Source organism: Lacticaseibacillus sp. YLM2-1 (assembly GCF_056583465.1).
Genome location: NZ_CM152617.1, coordinates 2,049,703 through 2,064,166, shown reverse-complemented (window position 1 = coordinate 2,064,166; position 14,464 = coordinate 2,049,703). Strand labels below are relative to the sequence as shown.

The window sequence follows — 14,464 nt, the reverse complement described above, 5'->3', positions numbered from 1 at the left end:
GGCAAAATGAGTAAAATTCTAGAAGTAAAAGATTTACAGATTGACTTTGCCACCTATGCCGGCCCTGTCCACGCCATCCGCAATGTCAATTTTGACCTTAACAAAGGTGAGACGCTGGCCATTGTTGGTGAGTCTGGTTCTGGTAAATCCGTTACCGTACGAACGGTGATGGGCTTGTTAGCCCCGAATGCGAAAATTACGCATGGCGAAGTGCTGTTTAACGGCGAGGACATTCTCAAAAAATCCGAGAAACAGCTCAATGCAATGCGTGGCAATGATGTCGCCATGATTTTCCAAGACCCGATGACCTCACTGGATCCAACTATGACCATTGGGAAACAAGTGGCAGAGCCGTTACTGTTGCATAGTAAAATCAGTAAAGCAGATGCGCTCAAGGAAGCGGAACGCGTGTTGGATTTGGTTGGCATCAAGGATGCCGGTGGTCGCTTAAAGGACTATCCACATCAGTTCTCTGGTGGGCAGCGTCAGCGGATTGTCATTGCCATTGCAATCATCAATCACCCGCAGATTCTGCTGGCTGATGAACCAACAACCGCTTTAGACGTGACGATTCAGGCACAAATTATTCATCTGTTGAAAGAAATTCAGTCGAAGATCGACACCTCAATCATTTTCATCACCCATGACCTTGGCGTAGTTGCTGGGATTGCCGATCGTGTTGCGGTTATGTATGCTGGCAAGATTGTTGAGTATGGTACGGTTGACGAAATCTTTTACAATGCCCAGCATCCGTATACGTGGGGGTTGCTTGAAGCTATGCCAACACTTGAAACCAAGAGTGATCGACTGTACGCCATTCCTGGGACACCACCGGACTTGCTTGATCCGCCAAAAGGTGACGCGTTCGCACCGCGAAATCCATACGCGATGGCGATTGACCTCGAGCAGGAACCACCATTCTTCAAGATCTCACCGACCCATTCGGCGGCAACTTGGCTATTAGCACCAGGCGCACCGAAAGTGGAATTACCGCCAGAAATTGCGCGGCGACATGCCTTATGGGCAAGTAAACATCAAGATGAAAAGGTGGTGAACTAACGTGGTCGACAAAAAAGACAAAAAGGTTCTTGTGTCCGTCAAGCACTTGGTTCAAACCTTCAATGCCGGGAAAAAAGACCAAGTGAAAGCCATTCAGGATATCTCGTTTGATATTTATGAGGGCGAAACATTGGGCTTGGTTGGTGAATCTGGTTCTGGTAAAACCACCACTGGTCGGGCGATCATTCGCTTGTACGACCCAACCAGCGGCGAGATTTTGTACAATGGCAACGACATTGCCAAACTGAAAAATGGCTCCAAACAGATGCTGGCTTTCCGCCGAGCCACGCAAATGATTTTTCAGGATCCTTATGCGTCCTTAAATCCGCGAATGAAAGTCAAAGACATCATCGCGGAAGGCATTGATATTCATCATTTGGCCAAAAACAACGCTGATCGCGATCATCAAGTTGAGCAGTTGTTGGAAGAAGTCGGTTTAAACGCCGATCACGCGACTCGCTATCCCCATGAGTTCTCCGGTGGTCAGCGCCAGCGGATCGGGATTGCCCGTGCATTGGCCGTACAGCCTAAGTTCATTATCGCCGATGAACCGATCAGCGCGCTGGACGTTTCCATTCAGGCGCAGGTCGTCAACCTGCTGAAGGACATTCAGGATCGCCAAGGGTTGACGTACCTGTTCATTGCACATGATTTATCGATGGTCAAGTATATCTCAGATCGTATCGCTGTTATGCATTATGGACGGTTGGTTGAATTGGCAACGGCGGATGAAGTTTATAGTCATCCGTTACACCCTTACACCAAGAGTTTGCTATCAGCGATTCCGGTACCTGATCCAGATGTTGAGCGTAGACGCGTGCCGCTGCCGTATGACGCCAGCAAGGTCGAAGGCGACAACAAGAAACGTAAAATGGTTGAAGTTTATCCTGAACATTACATTTTTGCCGCTGATGACGAAGTTGCGGCTTATAAAGCTGAAGCCGAAGCGGATCATCAAGGGGTTAAAGCTGCCCAGTAAACGCCTACTGAGCGCTGTGCTTCAATGATCGCGTAAGAATGCCGAACATGTGAAACTTGCATGTTCGGCTTTTTGCGTACAAATGTCTTACCCACACATTTCTAGACGAGTAAACACATTCTTGTCGTTGATGTCGTCAAAATGCTGACGTAATAGGCATAATCGTTACAGTTTTGGTTAAGTCGGGCTGAACTTTTCTGTTTATTGCCGCTAATTTGGTGCGCTTCTGCTACACTATGGTCAAAGACAGAACGTTCGTCGGACCGGTTGCTGGCCTGATGAACGTGTTTATAAGGAGCGTGCAGGAGATGACCAAGTTTTACTTTGTGCGGCATGGACAGACGGAAACGAATTTGGCGCGGCGATTTAACGGTGGACGAACCGATACGCCGTTGACAGCGAGTGGCCGCGATGGTGCGATCGCAGTTGGACGCTTTTTGGCGACGACTGGTTTTGCGGGCATCTATGCCAGTCCGATGCCGCGGGCGCAAACAACGGCTGAATTAATTGTGGCCCAAAGCCGAGTCGTTCAACCGCCGATTGTGACGGATCGTGATTTGCGCGAGGTAGATTTAGGCAAATGGGATGGTCAGCCGCTCACTTCTGTCCAGGATGATCCTGAGATTGATCATTATTATCATCATTTGACGGCGTTTGATAACCAGCGTATCGGTGCAGAATCATTTGCCCATGCGTTAAAACGTGGACGGCGGGCAATCAATCGGATTTATGATGCCCATCCAGACGGCAAAGTGCTCGTTGTGGCACACGGTTTAATCGGCATGCTGTTATTAAGCACATACCTCGGTGCCGATCTCGATTCTGCGCGTGATGCGATGCGCATTCCGCCGAATAATAGTATCAGTGAATTGGACACCTCAGATGGCGAAGAGTTCACACGTGGCAGCTTATGGGCCTTTGTGCCAGCAACCGCGGAAAGTAAATAACAATGCTGAATAAATTGGCATTGTTTTTTTTATTGTGTATTTTTTAATTAATTAAGCTGATTTTTGGCAGTTCCTAATTGCGAGCGTTTACAATAGTTATAGAGCAAGAATTGGTGAGTTGATGTGGGGGATCAGTGCGGTTATGTTCTGTGAGAATAGGCCATCTTTAGATTATTAAATAATATTATAAAATCTTTTGATAGCCCGGCGTTTCATCTAATGTTAAAGCATAACGCCGCACATTAAAGGTGGGGGAAACCATGTTAGACAATATCGGGAAATTGGTGCACCAACAGCGCCGCAGTTTGAACTTGACGATTGAGAAGTTGGCGGAGCGATCCGGCGTCTCGATCAGTCTGATTTCGCGAATGGAGCGTGGAGACGTCAACAATATCAGCATAAAAAAATTGACCGACATTGCGCGGGCTTTAAATATGCAGGTAGGCGACTTCTTTATTGCTCCGGAAATGAGCGATATTAGCACATTAGCGGTGGTGAAATACTTAACCCACTTACCAGAGAAAGAACGGGCGCGTGTTTCCGAGGTACTCATGCAGGTGATTAACCTGTAAGTACCACCTTTTTAGAACAGTCTGTCACTTGAGGCTGTTCTTTTTTGATATCAAAAATGTCAGCATGACCTTAAAAGGATGGCGCAACCCGTTGTCAGTCAGCTGGTAAAACGCGTATACTAAATGCACTGATTTTAGACAATGAGCGCGAACTGGCATGGTTAGCTTGGTCTGACAAAGTGGCACTGGAGAGTTGACCAAGTATTGGCTCGGCTAACAGGCTTTCTTCACAATAACCGACCGCCATCTGGAGAACGCATTTTAAAAGAAGGAGAATGATTGACATGACATTTGAAGCAATTTTACCGTCCCTTAAAGCCGGCAAGAAGGCCGTTCGCACCGGCTGGGAAGGTACTGAGTTGTATGTGCAACTAGTTCCGGAAGGCAAATTCGAAGGCGACACTTTGAATCCGTATTTTTTGATCAAAACTGCCGACGAAGCTTTCAGTCTCTGGTCACCGACTGACTGTGACATTTTGGCTAAAGATTGGCAGCTTGTGAACGCATGACGCATTTCGACTTCACCGACAAGACCGTCATCATCACCGGCGCGGCTTCTGGCATCGGTGCGGCGCAGGCGGCGGCTTTTCAGGCAGCTGGTGCCACTGTGGTAGGAATTGACCTCCAACCAATTAGCAACCTCACAGACGCCATTCAGGCCGATGTGAGCGATCCTGCCACGGCAGCAGCGATTGCGGCTCAATACCAGCCAGATATTGTCTGCAATACGGCGGGCGTGTTGGATGGTTATCAAACTGTGACCGATACGGCGCTCTCGGCATGGCAGCACATTCTCGATGTCGATCTCACCAGTCAGTTCTTAATGATCAAGGCGCTGCTGCCGGGGATGCTGGCTCGCGGACACGGCGTTTTCATCAATATGAGTTCCATCGCTGGTTTAGTCGGTGGTGGTGGCGGCGTGGCGTATACCGCCGCTAAGCACGCCGTCATCGGCCTCACCAAGCAATTAGACCTCGATTACGCCGCCAAAGGCATTCGCGCCAACGCGCTCGCACCAGGCGCTATCAACACGCCCATGAACGCCGCTGATTTTGCCGGCGACGGGAAAATGGCTGCGTGGGTTGCTCAAGAAACCCCAGCCAAACGCTGGGCCAAGCCCGAGGAAGTCGCGCAATTATCCTTATTTCTGGCCAGCGATGCTGCTGATTATATTCATGGAACCGTGATTCCCATTGACGGCGGCTGGCTCGAAAAGTAAACTTAATGCATTGCAACATCAAAACTGAAAACGGAAGGCAATCCTTCCACGACGATACTTACTTTCCTTTGATCGTCGTTACTACTGGCATAGCCACAAAGGAGAACAAACATGCAAACAACTTCAACCACCCATCGTTCAATCGTCAGTCTCGCCAAAACCGCCATGATCACGTCCATTTACGTCGTGATGACCCTCATGCTCAGTCCACTCAGCTTCGGGGTCGTACAAGTTCGGTTCTCCGAGATGCTCAACTACACGGCACTCTTCAACCGCCGTTATGTCTGGGCCGTCACGCTGGGTGTTTTTTTGGCCAATTTAACCTCGCCAACCGCACTCCTTGATGTCCCAATCGGCACCCTCGGCACGCTCGTCTTCATCATCATCAGCCGCTGGTTAGCCAAACTCGTCCAGCCAAAATGGGCTAAATTCACCATCATGGGTATCCTTTTCGCCTTATCCATGTTCACCATTGCCGGCGAACTGACCATCCTCACAAAAGTCCCATTCTGGCCAACCTACGCTACCATCGCGCTTGGCGAAGCCATCTCGATGGCCGTCGGTGGCGTTGTGATGATGATTTTGACCCGGTTTGTGGATTTGGATAAGTAAGCGATAAGGCTATTGAAAGAGGCTTCTATAGAAAAAAAGCTTACTGGCAGGAAAGGTTTCGCTGAAGCTTTTCGATCTGGCAGAAGGCCAGGCAGGTTTGATTGCTGTGGTCAAAAGTTGTCGCAGGGGTTAGGTTTCCAATGCACCTGATTTTGGCCAAATATTGGTTAAATACAAAAAAGCATCAAGACAATTGTCTCGATGCTTTTTTTAATGGAAGGGATACACCCTGAATCTTTTTTAGCAAGATGCTGATCCTAGGTAATGAGGTTTTTTCGTTGTTACTTTTTTAATGTCTGCATGACATCCTTAGCAATCAACGTGTAGTAATGCGGTCGGCCAGCGTCGTTCGGATGGACACCGTCATCAGCAAACCAGTCGTCATTGCCACCAGCCAGATAATACCAATCCACCACATGCAGATTGGCATGGGTTTTCGCTGCTGCATGAATCAACTTGTTAACCGGATCAATCCACGCCTTTCCGGGAGCATACGCCGTCACCCAGAAGACTTGGCGTTCGGTACCAAGCTGATCCAGAATCCCGTTAATGTCGGCCTCCGTCATTGGCCCGTTCGTCCCCAAACTGATCACAACCGTGTTAGCCAACTTACCACTTGCCTTCAGCTGACTAATAATCGCAGGTGCTGCCTGCACCTGCCGGCCAACCTCAGCATCAATCGACATCTCCGGAAAAAGCACCTTCAAATATGCCGAGCTCCCTAGCATAATCGAATCGCCAATCGCCGATACCGGCAATGTTTTGGCCGCATTAATCTCGCTGTCAGTTAAGCCATAAAGCCGATACTGATTCAGCACCTTTTCCTTCTTCACCTTCGCCTTAGAATCCTTCTGAATGCGCTGACGCGTCGATTGGTTAACCGCAATCGCCTGCTCAGACTGATAATGCTTGACGTAGAAGAACCCTGCGACACCAGCAATTGCCAATCCCAACGCGATACTTAATAGCCAGTCACGTAGACGTAGCTTGTTTTTTTTCATGATTTAGTGAACCCCCAAAAAGTTACATTGCTTATATTTTAAACTAAAAATCAGGTTAGTCTGGTTACAAGTTAGGGTCATTCTGACGGGTTTATAGGAAATTGTAAAGAGACTGTAACAAATTCAGTTTCATGGGTAGCAACCTTAGTGAAAAGGGGGAGTGTAGCGGATTCAAGGTGGCTCACCGTTGAAACTGGAAACGTGATAGTTAGCCAAAATAGCTAGACTTGGTTACACATGCTAGGGTATTATGCTTTGGAGTAGGGTTTTAAAAAAGTCTTTTTTAAAAATGCGGGCTGCGTTGCTTGTGGTCCGCATTTTGAGTGTTGGATATAAATTATGGGATTAGGTGGGGAAAGAGTTAATGAACAAGCAAATCGACCTTTCACAGTTGTGGAATGTATTTAAACGCAGCTTTGTTGCAATGATTATTCTTGGAATTCTTGGAATGGCGGCTACTTATTTCGGTGCCAAGACATTTATTGCTCCTAAGTATGAGTCGGATACGTCATTACTTGTTAATCGTAAGCAAGACAATGATCCGAATATGCAGTTGAACGCACAGCAGGCTGACATTCAAATTATCAATACATACAAGGACATCATCACGCGGCCCGTAGTTTTACAAACGGTCGCAAAAGATTTGACAAGTCCTGAACGTGTAATATCAAAAAAAGCTCAGAAGGCCGTTTATGGCACTCGTTATAATGCCACAACCGGACTTCGAGAAGAATACGTTGAGAAAAAAGCACAACCAGCTCAATATAACCTGAAGCCGGCTAAATATACAAACATCACCGCGGATGACCTTGCCAAGGTTGTTTCTGTGTCAACACAACAAAATTCTCAAGTTTTCACTGTCAGTGTAAAAGACACAGATCCTGTCAGGGCACGAGACATAGCCAATGAAGTAGCTAAAGTTTTCGAAAAGAAAATTGCCACAATTATGAGTATTTCTAACGTATCGATAGTTTCACAAGCAACGGCAAACTCGACTCCGGTATCACCAAAGCTAAAATTGATGGCTATTCTCGGCTTGATTCTAGGAATACTGTTAGCTTTCATTTGGGGGTTAATTCGTGAATTGACGGATCAAACGATTAAAGATATCGATTTTATTACCGATGGTTTAGGATTGGTGAATTTAGGGATTGTCAATTACGTTCAGCACATGAAGGATATGGATCAAGCTATTGAGGAGTCTAAGGAAACAAAAACGACAGAGTATGGGTCGGAAAATTTTGGCCAATCAGATTTTCCGCAACGTAGTCGGCGCCGTATTTGAGGAGGAAACTTACAGTGCAATGGTCAATTAGGAAAATTCTTCATCGTAACAATGAGGATCAAGAAACACAAAAAAATGGAGTTATGTTGGTTACATTTGCTGAGCCCAAACATGTTGTTTCTGAGCAGTTTCGAACTGTGCGGACAAATATCGAATTTGCTGGTGCTGCCTTAGATCGATGTCAGGTTGTGATGTTCACCTCCTCAGCTATGTCTGAAGGTAAGTCGACAGTCTCGGCCAATATCGCTGTCACGTGGGCTCAGGCAGGGAAAAAGGTCTTATTAGTCGACGCAGATTTGCGTCGTCCTACGCTTCATGCAACATTTAGGACGCTTAATCTTGACGGCGTAACGACTGTATTAACAGGTAAAAACTCGGTTGGCGAAGTTATAGAGAAATCCTTTGTCGATAATTTGGATATTCTGACCTCGGGTCCAGTGCCGCCGAATCCGTCTGAACTTTTGAATTCAAAACGAATGGCAAGCATCTTGGACTGGGCTCGTGAAAATTATGATATTGTCGTTTTAGATGCCCCGCCGGTTCTGGCTGTCTCAGATGTACAAGTCTTGGTTCCAAAAACAGACGGTGTGATTGTTGTTGCCAAGATGGGCAAAACGTTAAAAGGCGATCTGCAACGAACAATTGAAGTTTTAAAATTGGCCAATGCCAATGTTTTAGGATGTGTGGAACGTGTGAAAGCCAAGCACGGAGATCGTGGATATGGATATGGATATGGTTACGGAAACGACGCCAGCAAATAATCCAAATTGTGAATATGTTGGTATTTAAAATTTATCTGAAGGACAGCGCAGAGTGTGATGAAAGTCCGAAGCGTTCTTATGCATTAAAAATGAATTGTAAAAAGCGTCTGATTGAGTTGATTTGGAAGAGTTTTGGGGGGACTCTCTAGTTGGTAAGAATGCTTTTGTGAGTGATTAAAAACAAATAATTAAAGAAACGTTCGAGTATTAGTAGAATTAAATACTAATATACAAGTAGCCTTATTAAAGCTTTCAAAATAGGTGGGGTTAAAGTGAGCTTCGTGACAAAGAGGCAGGATGGCGACAAAGTAGCAGTGTTAGTCGCAACATATAATGGTGAACCGTATATCAAACAGCAGCTTGACAGTATTTTACGTCAGAAGGATATCGCTCAGTATGATTATCAAATTTTTGTATATGATGACGGTTCTAAGGACAGGACTCTTAAAATTCTAAAGGAATATGGTTCATCTATTCATATCGTTCCTAAAGATGAAAAGTACCAAGGCGTTAAAAGTGCTATCTACTCGCTTTTATCGAAAGTACAGGCCGATTATTACTACTTTTCAGATCAAGATGACGTGTGGGAACCTGATAAGATTCAACAAACACAATTATTGTGGGAAAGATTCGATTCGACTATTCCGGGAGGCGTTTATTCTGACCTTCTGTTAGTTGATGGCAAGAATCGAAGCTTGCGCAATACGATGATGAGCGTCAATGGATGGAGCAAGACGGAGAGAAGAGACCTCTCATTTTTGATATTTGATCCAAGAGTGACTGGAGCAGCCCTTTCCATTAACCGTGCAGCTCGTGATTTTGTTCTCCAAATGTCAAAAAGAGAATTTTTAAATGTAACTATGCATGACGCTTTTTTTGCCTTGATTATCAGTGCTTTTGATAATTTAGCTTTTTTACCTAAACCGTTGGTCCGGTATCGGCAACATGGCAATAATCAGATTGGCGCTAGAAGGACTTTATCCCAAAGATTGAATATTATTCATAGAATATCATCTCTAAAAAACAGACTAGCCGATATTCTGATTCTTGGACAATTGGCCCAATCACTTCCTTTTTCTGTTAGAGATGAGCTGAAAGTATTCTCTGAATTTGCTATTTGCCGGAATCCTTTTAAAAGAGTTGCAATTGTTGTTCGGAATAGGAAATACTGGAAGAACACCTCAAATATAAAACTTTTGCTTATTATTGTTTCTGGTGTCTCTGTAAGGAGAAAATAAAGAAATGAAAGTTGCATTCGTATTGCCCCCCTTTTCCAGTAATCCAATTGGAGGATACCAGATGGTTTATAAGTATGCTAACCAACTGGTTTCTAAAGGATGGCAAGTTGATATCTATTATTTGGCAGAAAGATTCATGGTTAAGCCAAAAGTCTTTGCAGATGTTAAGATGATTGTTAAGAAAGTCGTTGAAAGATTTGATCCAGACAGGATTAAGCTTAAATGGTTTTCGTTAAATCCAAGTATTTCTGAGTATTTTCACCAAGCCAGCTCAATACAACAACCTTATGATGCTATGATTGCCACTGCTGTTCAAACCGCTAAATTTGTTGCAGATCAAGGACCAGATCAGGGCGAGAAATTTTATTTCATTCAGGCATTAGAAAAATGGGTAGATGGCGGTCAAGATGAAGCTATCAAATCATTCCATTTGCCTCTTCATAAAGTGGTGGTTGCTAAATGGCTTGAGCAACTTGTTTTTGAAAACACTGGCGAACGTAGTTATATTATACCCAACTCGATTGATACTTCAGAGTTCTATCCTAGTTATCCGATGAAAGGCCGACGTAATCGAGTTGCACTTCTAAATCATATCTTGCCGGAAAAGAACAGTGGTTTTGGAGTAAGTGTGTTGAAAGAGGTTAAAAAAAGAATCCCTGATTTGGAAGTGCTTATGTTTGGCGTTCCGACAAAACCAAGTGACTTGCCAGATTATTTTCACTATTTTCAGTCAGCAAATACGAGCCAACTAAGAGAACAGATATACGGACCCGCGAAGATTTATTTATTACCGCCAAAGATTGAAGGTTGGGGACTAACTGGAATGGAGGCTATGGCGTGCGGGACGGCCTTAGTTGCAAGTGATGTTGTTGGTATCAAAGAGTATGCTACTGATCAAGAAAACGCATTTCTCTTGCCAGTCGATGACAAGACAGCTTTCGTCAATACAGTTGTTAAACTTTTGAAGAATGAAAGTGCATGTATGAATATTGCCAATAGAGGTCTTCACGACATGCAAAATTTTTCTTTGGACAAGTCCACCGATGCGTGGATAGCCCTGATAGAAAAGTTGCAAGTGCGAGCTTGATCGATCATACGGAGGACTAGTTATATATGCCAAAAGAAATGGGTACGTCAACGCAGGCTGTACTGTGGAGTTACATTGGAACTTTCTTCTCGCTATCCAGTGGTTTCCTGATGCTTCCCTTTATCCTGTTGAAACTGTCAGGCGCGGACCTTGGTCTCTGGTACGTTTTTTTAAGCGTTAATGGACTGTTGGCTCTTTTTGACTTTGGATTTGCACCTACGTTTGCAAGAAATTTTGCTTATGTTTGGAGCGGAGCAAAAAAGTTAACTCGGCAAGGCATGACTGAACAAACGGGTGGAGAGATCGATGTCAATCTCTTTAAACTGTTGTATCAGTCATGCAAAGTCTTATACTTGATTTTAAGCACTGTTGCTCTTCTCATGTTGCTCAGTGTTGGCTCGCTTTACATTTCGCACATTACTGATGGGTTTTCTGGACAGAATTATTTACTTGCATGGCTTGTTATGTGTTTGTCATTCTTTTTAAATCTTTATTTTGATTATTATGCGAGTATATTACGTGGTATTAACGCAATTAAATCTATCAATATTGCGCTTGTGATTTCGAAAGTATCCCAGATAACAATATCTGCCATATTATTGATGCTGGGTGTCGGTGTTCTTGGTGCAGTGATCGGATTTCTAGCTCAAGGGGTAATCTTTAGACAATACTGTAAAACAACGTTCTTTAGAAATTCAGACGTGAAAAGCATTTTCAAAGAAAGTCAGAGGAAAGCGAGTTTAAATGAGATTTTTATAACAATCAAAACTGTCTTACCGAACTCGGTTAAAGATGGATTTGTTTCGATTGCAAATTATACGGCTACTCAGGGTAGCTCAATCATCATTTCTTTAAAAGTTTCCTTAACAATAGTTGGGCATTATTCACTTGTTCTTCAGTTGATTAACGCAGTAGCCAGTGTGGCAGTTGCGATTAATAATGCATATTTACCAACAATTCAGAATCGTATGGTGTCACGATCTAAAAGAGGGCTTCAAAGGATTATTGGGCGTTGTCAGGCAGCGTATATCACAGTATTTTTGGGCGGTTCGATTGCCGTTTATATTGTTGTTATACCTGTTGTCAGGCTCCTAAGGCCAGAGTTCTCTTTTTCAACAGTAACTTTTTTGCTGATGTTTGTGTATTACTTTCTTTTTAATCAACAATCTGGTTACGCGACTTATATTGCAGCCGCAAACGAGATCCCATACGCAAAGTCTTTTGTTATAAGCTCGATAGCATCCGTTTTTCTTGTTTTTCTTTCACTTCAGATTTTCCCCAACAGTTTAACTTTTGTCGTTTTAGCACAAATTGTTGTGCAAGCATGTTTTAATAACTGGTATTGGGTTCAATACTTTTACAGAAGAGAAGGGTTTGCTTTCCTCCCAACTCTTGGTATTGGGTTTGAAGGTTGGACTAATTCAATCTTACGACGTTGACCTCGTTAGCTGAAGGGAAGAATATACTCAAGATGAGAAAATTAGATCAAAAATTGTTGCAAATAGGTTACATGCTATTTGTATTTGTCTCCGTTATGTCCTTGAGCAGTTGGAATCTTTACTTTGCGAAGATCATCAATTTTAACACGACGATGATTATTTTTGTTTTGGCTAGCTTAGTCCTTGTTTCTGTTATTAGCGACTGGACAATAACTAGAATAGCTGCCGTTATTGTTTTCTCGGGACTTTTATTAGTATATTTTCAATTGTATCGATCTAGTTATATACTTCCAGTGCTTTTATCATTAATAGTTGGTACTGGTTTTCACGTAAAGACTGTTTTAAAATGTGATTTCTATAGTAGATTAGTATCAGTGATACTAGTTGTCGTCTTGAGTTTGTTTTCAATTTTACCGAAGTCGGGTTATGGGGCGGATCTTACTGACTTTCACTTTACTATTTTTTGTTACGGATTTACCTATGCGAATATTCTTGCTTTTGAAATATCGGTGTTATTTGTCGAATCCTTGCTAGTATTCAAAAGTAAAATGGGCTATCAGTTCCTACTGGTGATTATTGTTACTATTGTCGAAATTCAACTGGGCTATGAGACTGGTGCTGTTTTCTGCATAGTGGGATATTTCGTCTATTACACAACCCGTCAATCTTCGACCAAAATGACTAAAATTTATCTCACCGCCGCGACTCTGTTTGTTCCAATTTTTACCTTTATTTCAGTTTACATAGCAAAAATGTATTCGTCGACTGATACGCTTTGGAATAGTATCAATGATCTCTTATCTGGACGAGCGGAAATTTGGCAGTATTATTATCAAGCGATGCCAATTAAGCCTTGGGGAAATTTGCAAACTATTAATCAGAAGACAATGGGCGTTGTTGGATTTGGCGCTTTCGATGGCGCATTCATCCAATTTTTGTTAACATTCGGTGTTATAAGCATTTTGTTACTATTTTTCCTTCTTTTTTTAGTGACTATAAGTAAGCGGGAAATTAAAAATAAAAGAATATTGGCGGTCCTAATACTTCCTATTGTTTTGAGTGGATTTACGGAGACAAATGGTTTTTTGGTGACATTCAGCCCGTTTTACATGCTTATTTCAGCTAATTTGTTCTCAGTGGCACAGGAAGTTTCTTTGGAATCAACACCGGGAACTTTAACAGTGAGCGAGGAGGTGAAATGATGGGCAATTTTATTGGCAATCGGGTGGGTATCTTTATACCCACGTTAAATGCGGCAAATCAAATTGATAGAATTGTTGAGACAATCAAAAAAAGCTCGATACCGCTTTCAAATGTTTTTTTTATTGATTCGGAATCGACGGATAATACAGTAAGTCTCTTACAGCAATATCAGGTTAAATACCAAATCATGTTACAAAAGAACTTTTCTCATGGTTTTGTTCGCCACGAGGCAGTGCTTCACTTTCAAAACAAGGTAGATTATTTATTAATGATGACGCAAGACGTTATCTTTACTGAAGAATCAATTGATCAGCTTATTTCAGGAATTGATAAAAATCCTGAAGCGGGTGTTTCATATGGCCGACAAAGGAATTCGCATAAAAATAGTGTCGAATACTATGACCGCTATTTTAATTATCCTAAGCAGTCACAGTTGAAGAGTAGAAAAGATATTAAAAAGCTGGGGCCTTCGACCTACTTTTCTTCGGATGCGTTTTCAATTTATAGAATGACAGCGGTTGTTGATGTGGGTAATTTCCCTGCTGACGTTGAGTTTGCCGAAGATGCGTATATGGCTGCCAAAATGATTTTGCAAGGATGGTCGGTATATTACAATGCTGATGCTGTTGTTGTACATAATAATGTTTCGGGTTATAGAGATCTGTATAAAAGATATCGGCACATTTCTAAGTTTTATCATAACCAAAAGTGGATTAGCGATAGTTTCGGGACAAATTATGATAAGGGACGAAAGCTGGTAATCTTTGAGCTTAAGGAGTCTTGGAGAAATCGTTCTATTCGACTTTTTTTTGACATTATAATATCTAGTTTGATTAAGTTTGCTGCGTATCGGTAGTGCCACAGTGTTTCAAATCTCGATGGAATTCAATTTCTGTATCTTTACCACAGAGAGAGTAGTTGTCTTGGTAGAGATTTCGATGTGTCAGTAATTTTCTTTCTCAGAGGAAGTACCCCGAAGGCTTCTTGCGCAATGAAAAGGAATGCTTTAAACTAAACGAGTCTTTTATTTGTTAAAACTTTCTTGCTAGAAACCGTAATCAT

Annotated in this window: 15 protein-coding genes and 1 riboswitch; of the genes, 14 read left to right on the top strand and 1 reads right to left on the bottom strand. The window is 43.0% G+C overall.

All coding sequences use genetic code 11. The annotated features are described in order from the left end of the window. Nucleotides 1–6 precede the first annotated feature (6 nt). From AC07KQ_RS09995 to AC07KQ_RS09965, 7 genes are all read left to right on the top strand, one after another. Nucleotides 7–1,059 carry an ABC transporter ATP-binding protein gene (locus AC07KQ_RS09995; RefSeq protein WP_003566704.1) on the top strand — a complete coding sequence of 351 codons (1,053 nt, stop codon included), beginning with the start codon at nucleotides 7–9 and terminating at the stop codon, nucleotides 1,057–1,059. A 1-nt stretch (nucleotide 1,060) separates the two neighbouring features. Continuing rightward, on the top strand, nucleotides 1,061–2,038 hold the full coding sequence (locus AC07KQ_RS09990) for an ABC transporter ATP-binding protein (protein ID WP_003566702.1): 978 nt from the start codon (nucleotides 1,061–1,063) through the stop codon (nucleotides 2,036–2,038). Between the two features lie 308 nt (nucleotides 2,039–2,346). Beyond that, a complete protein-coding gene (locus tag AC07KQ_RS09985; protein ID WP_003570958.1) occupies nucleotides 2,347–2,985 on the top strand; it encodes a histidine phosphatase family protein in 639 nt (212 codons plus the stop codon). Between the two features lie 260 nt (nucleotides 2,986–3,245). Further along, nucleotides 3,246–3,557, top strand: coding sequence for a helix-turn-helix domain-containing protein (locus AC07KQ_RS09980; protein WP_003566698.1), 312 nt, complete (start codon nucleotides 3,246–3,248; stop codon nucleotides 3,555–3,557). Nucleotides 3,558–3,841: 284 nt separating this feature from the next. Further along, a complete protein-coding gene (locus AC07KQ_RS09975) occupies nucleotides 3,842–4,066 on the top strand; it encodes a DUF2829 domain-containing protein (protein ID WP_072671696.1) in 225 nt (74 codons plus the stop codon). Continuing rightward, nucleotides 4,063–4,776: a 3-oxoacyl-ACP reductase gene (locus AC07KQ_RS09970; RefSeq protein ID WP_003607236.1), complete on the top strand. Its 714-nt coding sequence runs from the start codon at nucleotides 4,063–4,065 to the stop codon at nucleotides 4,774–4,776. The genes AC07KQ_RS09975 and AC07KQ_RS09970 overlap by 4 nt, the downstream gene beginning before the upstream one ends. Nucleotides 4,777–4,791: 15 nt before the next feature. Next, a riboswitch (PreQ1 riboswitch) is annotated at nucleotides 4,792–4,890 on the top strand. Then, nucleotides 4,888–5,388 (top strand): QueT transporter family protein, encoded by a 501-nt coding sequence (locus AC07KQ_RS09965; RefSeq protein ID WP_003580148.1) that lies wholly within the window; start codon nucleotides 4,888–4,890, stop codon nucleotides 5,386–5,388. It overlaps the preceding riboswitch by 3 nt. A gap of 281 nt (nucleotides 5,389–5,669) precedes the next feature. On the opposite strand, the gene AC07KQ_RS09960 is transcribed toward AC07KQ_RS09965, so the two are convergent. Then, on the bottom strand, nucleotides 5,670–6,389 hold the full coding sequence (locus AC07KQ_RS09960; RefSeq protein WP_016365031.1) for an SGNH/GDSL hydrolase family protein: 720 nt from the start codon (nucleotides 6,387–6,389) through the stop codon (nucleotides 5,670–5,672). A gap of 364 nt (nucleotides 6,390–6,753) precedes the next feature. Between AC07KQ_RS09960 and AC07KQ_RS09955 the strand changes: the two genes are divergently transcribed. The 7 genes from AC07KQ_RS09955 to AC07KQ_RS09925 all read left to right on the top strand — a co-directional run bounded on the left by AC07KQ_RS09955 (nucleotide 6,754) and on the right by AC07KQ_RS09925 (nucleotide 14,258). Next, a complete protein-coding gene (locus AC07KQ_RS09955; RefSeq protein WP_019893548.1) occupies nucleotides 6,754–7,674 on the top strand; it encodes a YveK family protein in 921 nt (306 codons plus the stop codon). A 14-nt stretch (nucleotides 7,675–7,688) separates the two neighbouring features. Next, the gene (locus tag AC07KQ_RS09950) at nucleotides 7,689–8,435 is read left to right on the top strand and encodes a CpsD/CapB family tyrosine-protein kinase (protein ID WP_019893550.1); all 747 of its coding nucleotides are present in this window, start codon (nucleotides 7,689–7,691) and stop codon (nucleotides 8,433–8,435) included. A gap of 272 nt (nucleotides 8,436–8,707) precedes the next feature. Continuing rightward, on the top strand, nucleotides 8,708–9,673 hold the full coding sequence (locus tag AC07KQ_RS09945) for a glycosyltransferase (RefSeq protein WP_019893552.1): 966 nt from the start codon (nucleotides 8,708–8,710) through the stop codon (nucleotides 9,671–9,673). Between the two features lie 4 nt (nucleotides 9,674–9,677). Continuing rightward, nucleotides 9,678–10,760 (top strand): glycosyltransferase family 4 protein, encoded by a 1,083-nt coding sequence (locus tag AC07KQ_RS09940; RefSeq protein ID WP_082265863.1) that lies wholly within the window; start codon nucleotides 9,678–9,680, stop codon nucleotides 10,758–10,760. A 26-nt stretch (nucleotides 10,761–10,786) separates the two neighbouring features. After that, a complete protein-coding gene (gene wzx / locus AC07KQ_RS09935; RefSeq protein WP_144182167.1) occupies nucleotides 10,787–12,199 on the top strand; it encodes an O-unit flippase-like protein in 1,413 nt (470 codons plus the stop codon). Nucleotides 12,200–12,231: 32 nt separating this feature from the next. Further along, a complete protein-coding gene (locus AC07KQ_RS09930; protein WP_019893557.1) occupies nucleotides 12,232–13,401 on the top strand; it encodes a hypothetical protein in 1,170 nt (389 codons plus the stop codon). Next, entirely contained in the window at nucleotides 13,401–14,258 is an 858-nt protein-coding gene (locus tag AC07KQ_RS09925) for a glycosyltransferase family 2 protein (protein WP_019893559.1), read from the top strand. Before AC07KQ_RS09930 ends, AC07KQ_RS09925 begins: the two co-directional genes overlap by 1 nt. The last annotated feature ends 206 nt before the right edge of the window (nucleotides 14,259–14,464 follow it).

Coding starts and splice junctions, on each gene's coding strand:
- AC07KQ_RS09995 (WP_003566704.1), top strand. CDS start 7: ATGAGTAAAATTCTAGAAGTAAAAGATTTACAGATTGACTTTGCCACC.
- AC07KQ_RS09985 (WP_003570958.1), top strand. CDS start 2,347: ATGACCAAGTTTTACTTTGTGCGGCATGGACAGACGGAAACGAATTTG.
- AC07KQ_RS09980 (WP_003566698.1), top strand. CDS start 3,246: ATGTTAGACAATATCGGGAAATTGGTGCACCAACAGCGCCGCAGTTTG.
- AC07KQ_RS09975 (WP_072671696.1), top strand. CDS start 3,842: ATGACATTTGAAGCAATTTTACCGTCCCTTAAAGCCGGCAAGAAGGCC.
- AC07KQ_RS09970 (WP_003607236.1), top strand. CDS start 4,063: ATGACGCATTTCGACTTCACCGACAAGACCGTCATCATCACCGGCGCG.
- AC07KQ_RS09965 (WP_003580148.1), top strand. CDS start 4,888: ATGCAAACAACTTCAACCACCCATCGTTCAATCGTCAGTCTCGCCAAA.
- AC07KQ_RS09960 (WP_016365031.1), bottom strand. CDS start 6,389: ATGAAAAAAAACAAGCTACGTCTACGTGACTGGCTATTAAGTATCGCG.
- AC07KQ_RS09955 (WP_019893548.1), top strand. CDS start 6,754: ATGAACAAGCAAATCGACCTTTCACAGTTGTGGAATGTATTTAAACGC.
- AC07KQ_RS09940 (WP_082265863.1), top strand. CDS start 9,678: ATGAAAGTTGCATTCGTATTGCCCCCCTTTTCCAGTAATCCAATTGGA.
- wzx (WP_144182167.1), top strand. CDS start 10,787: ATGCCAAAAGAAATGGGTACGTCAACGCAGGCTGTACTGTGGAGTTAC.
- AC07KQ_RS09930 (WP_019893557.1), top strand. CDS start 12,232: ATGAGAAAATTAGATCAAAAATTGTTGCAAATAGGTTACATGCTATTT.
- AC07KQ_RS09925 (WP_019893559.1), top strand. CDS start 13,401: ATGGGCAATTTTATTGGCAATCGGGTGGGTATCTTTATACCCACGTTA.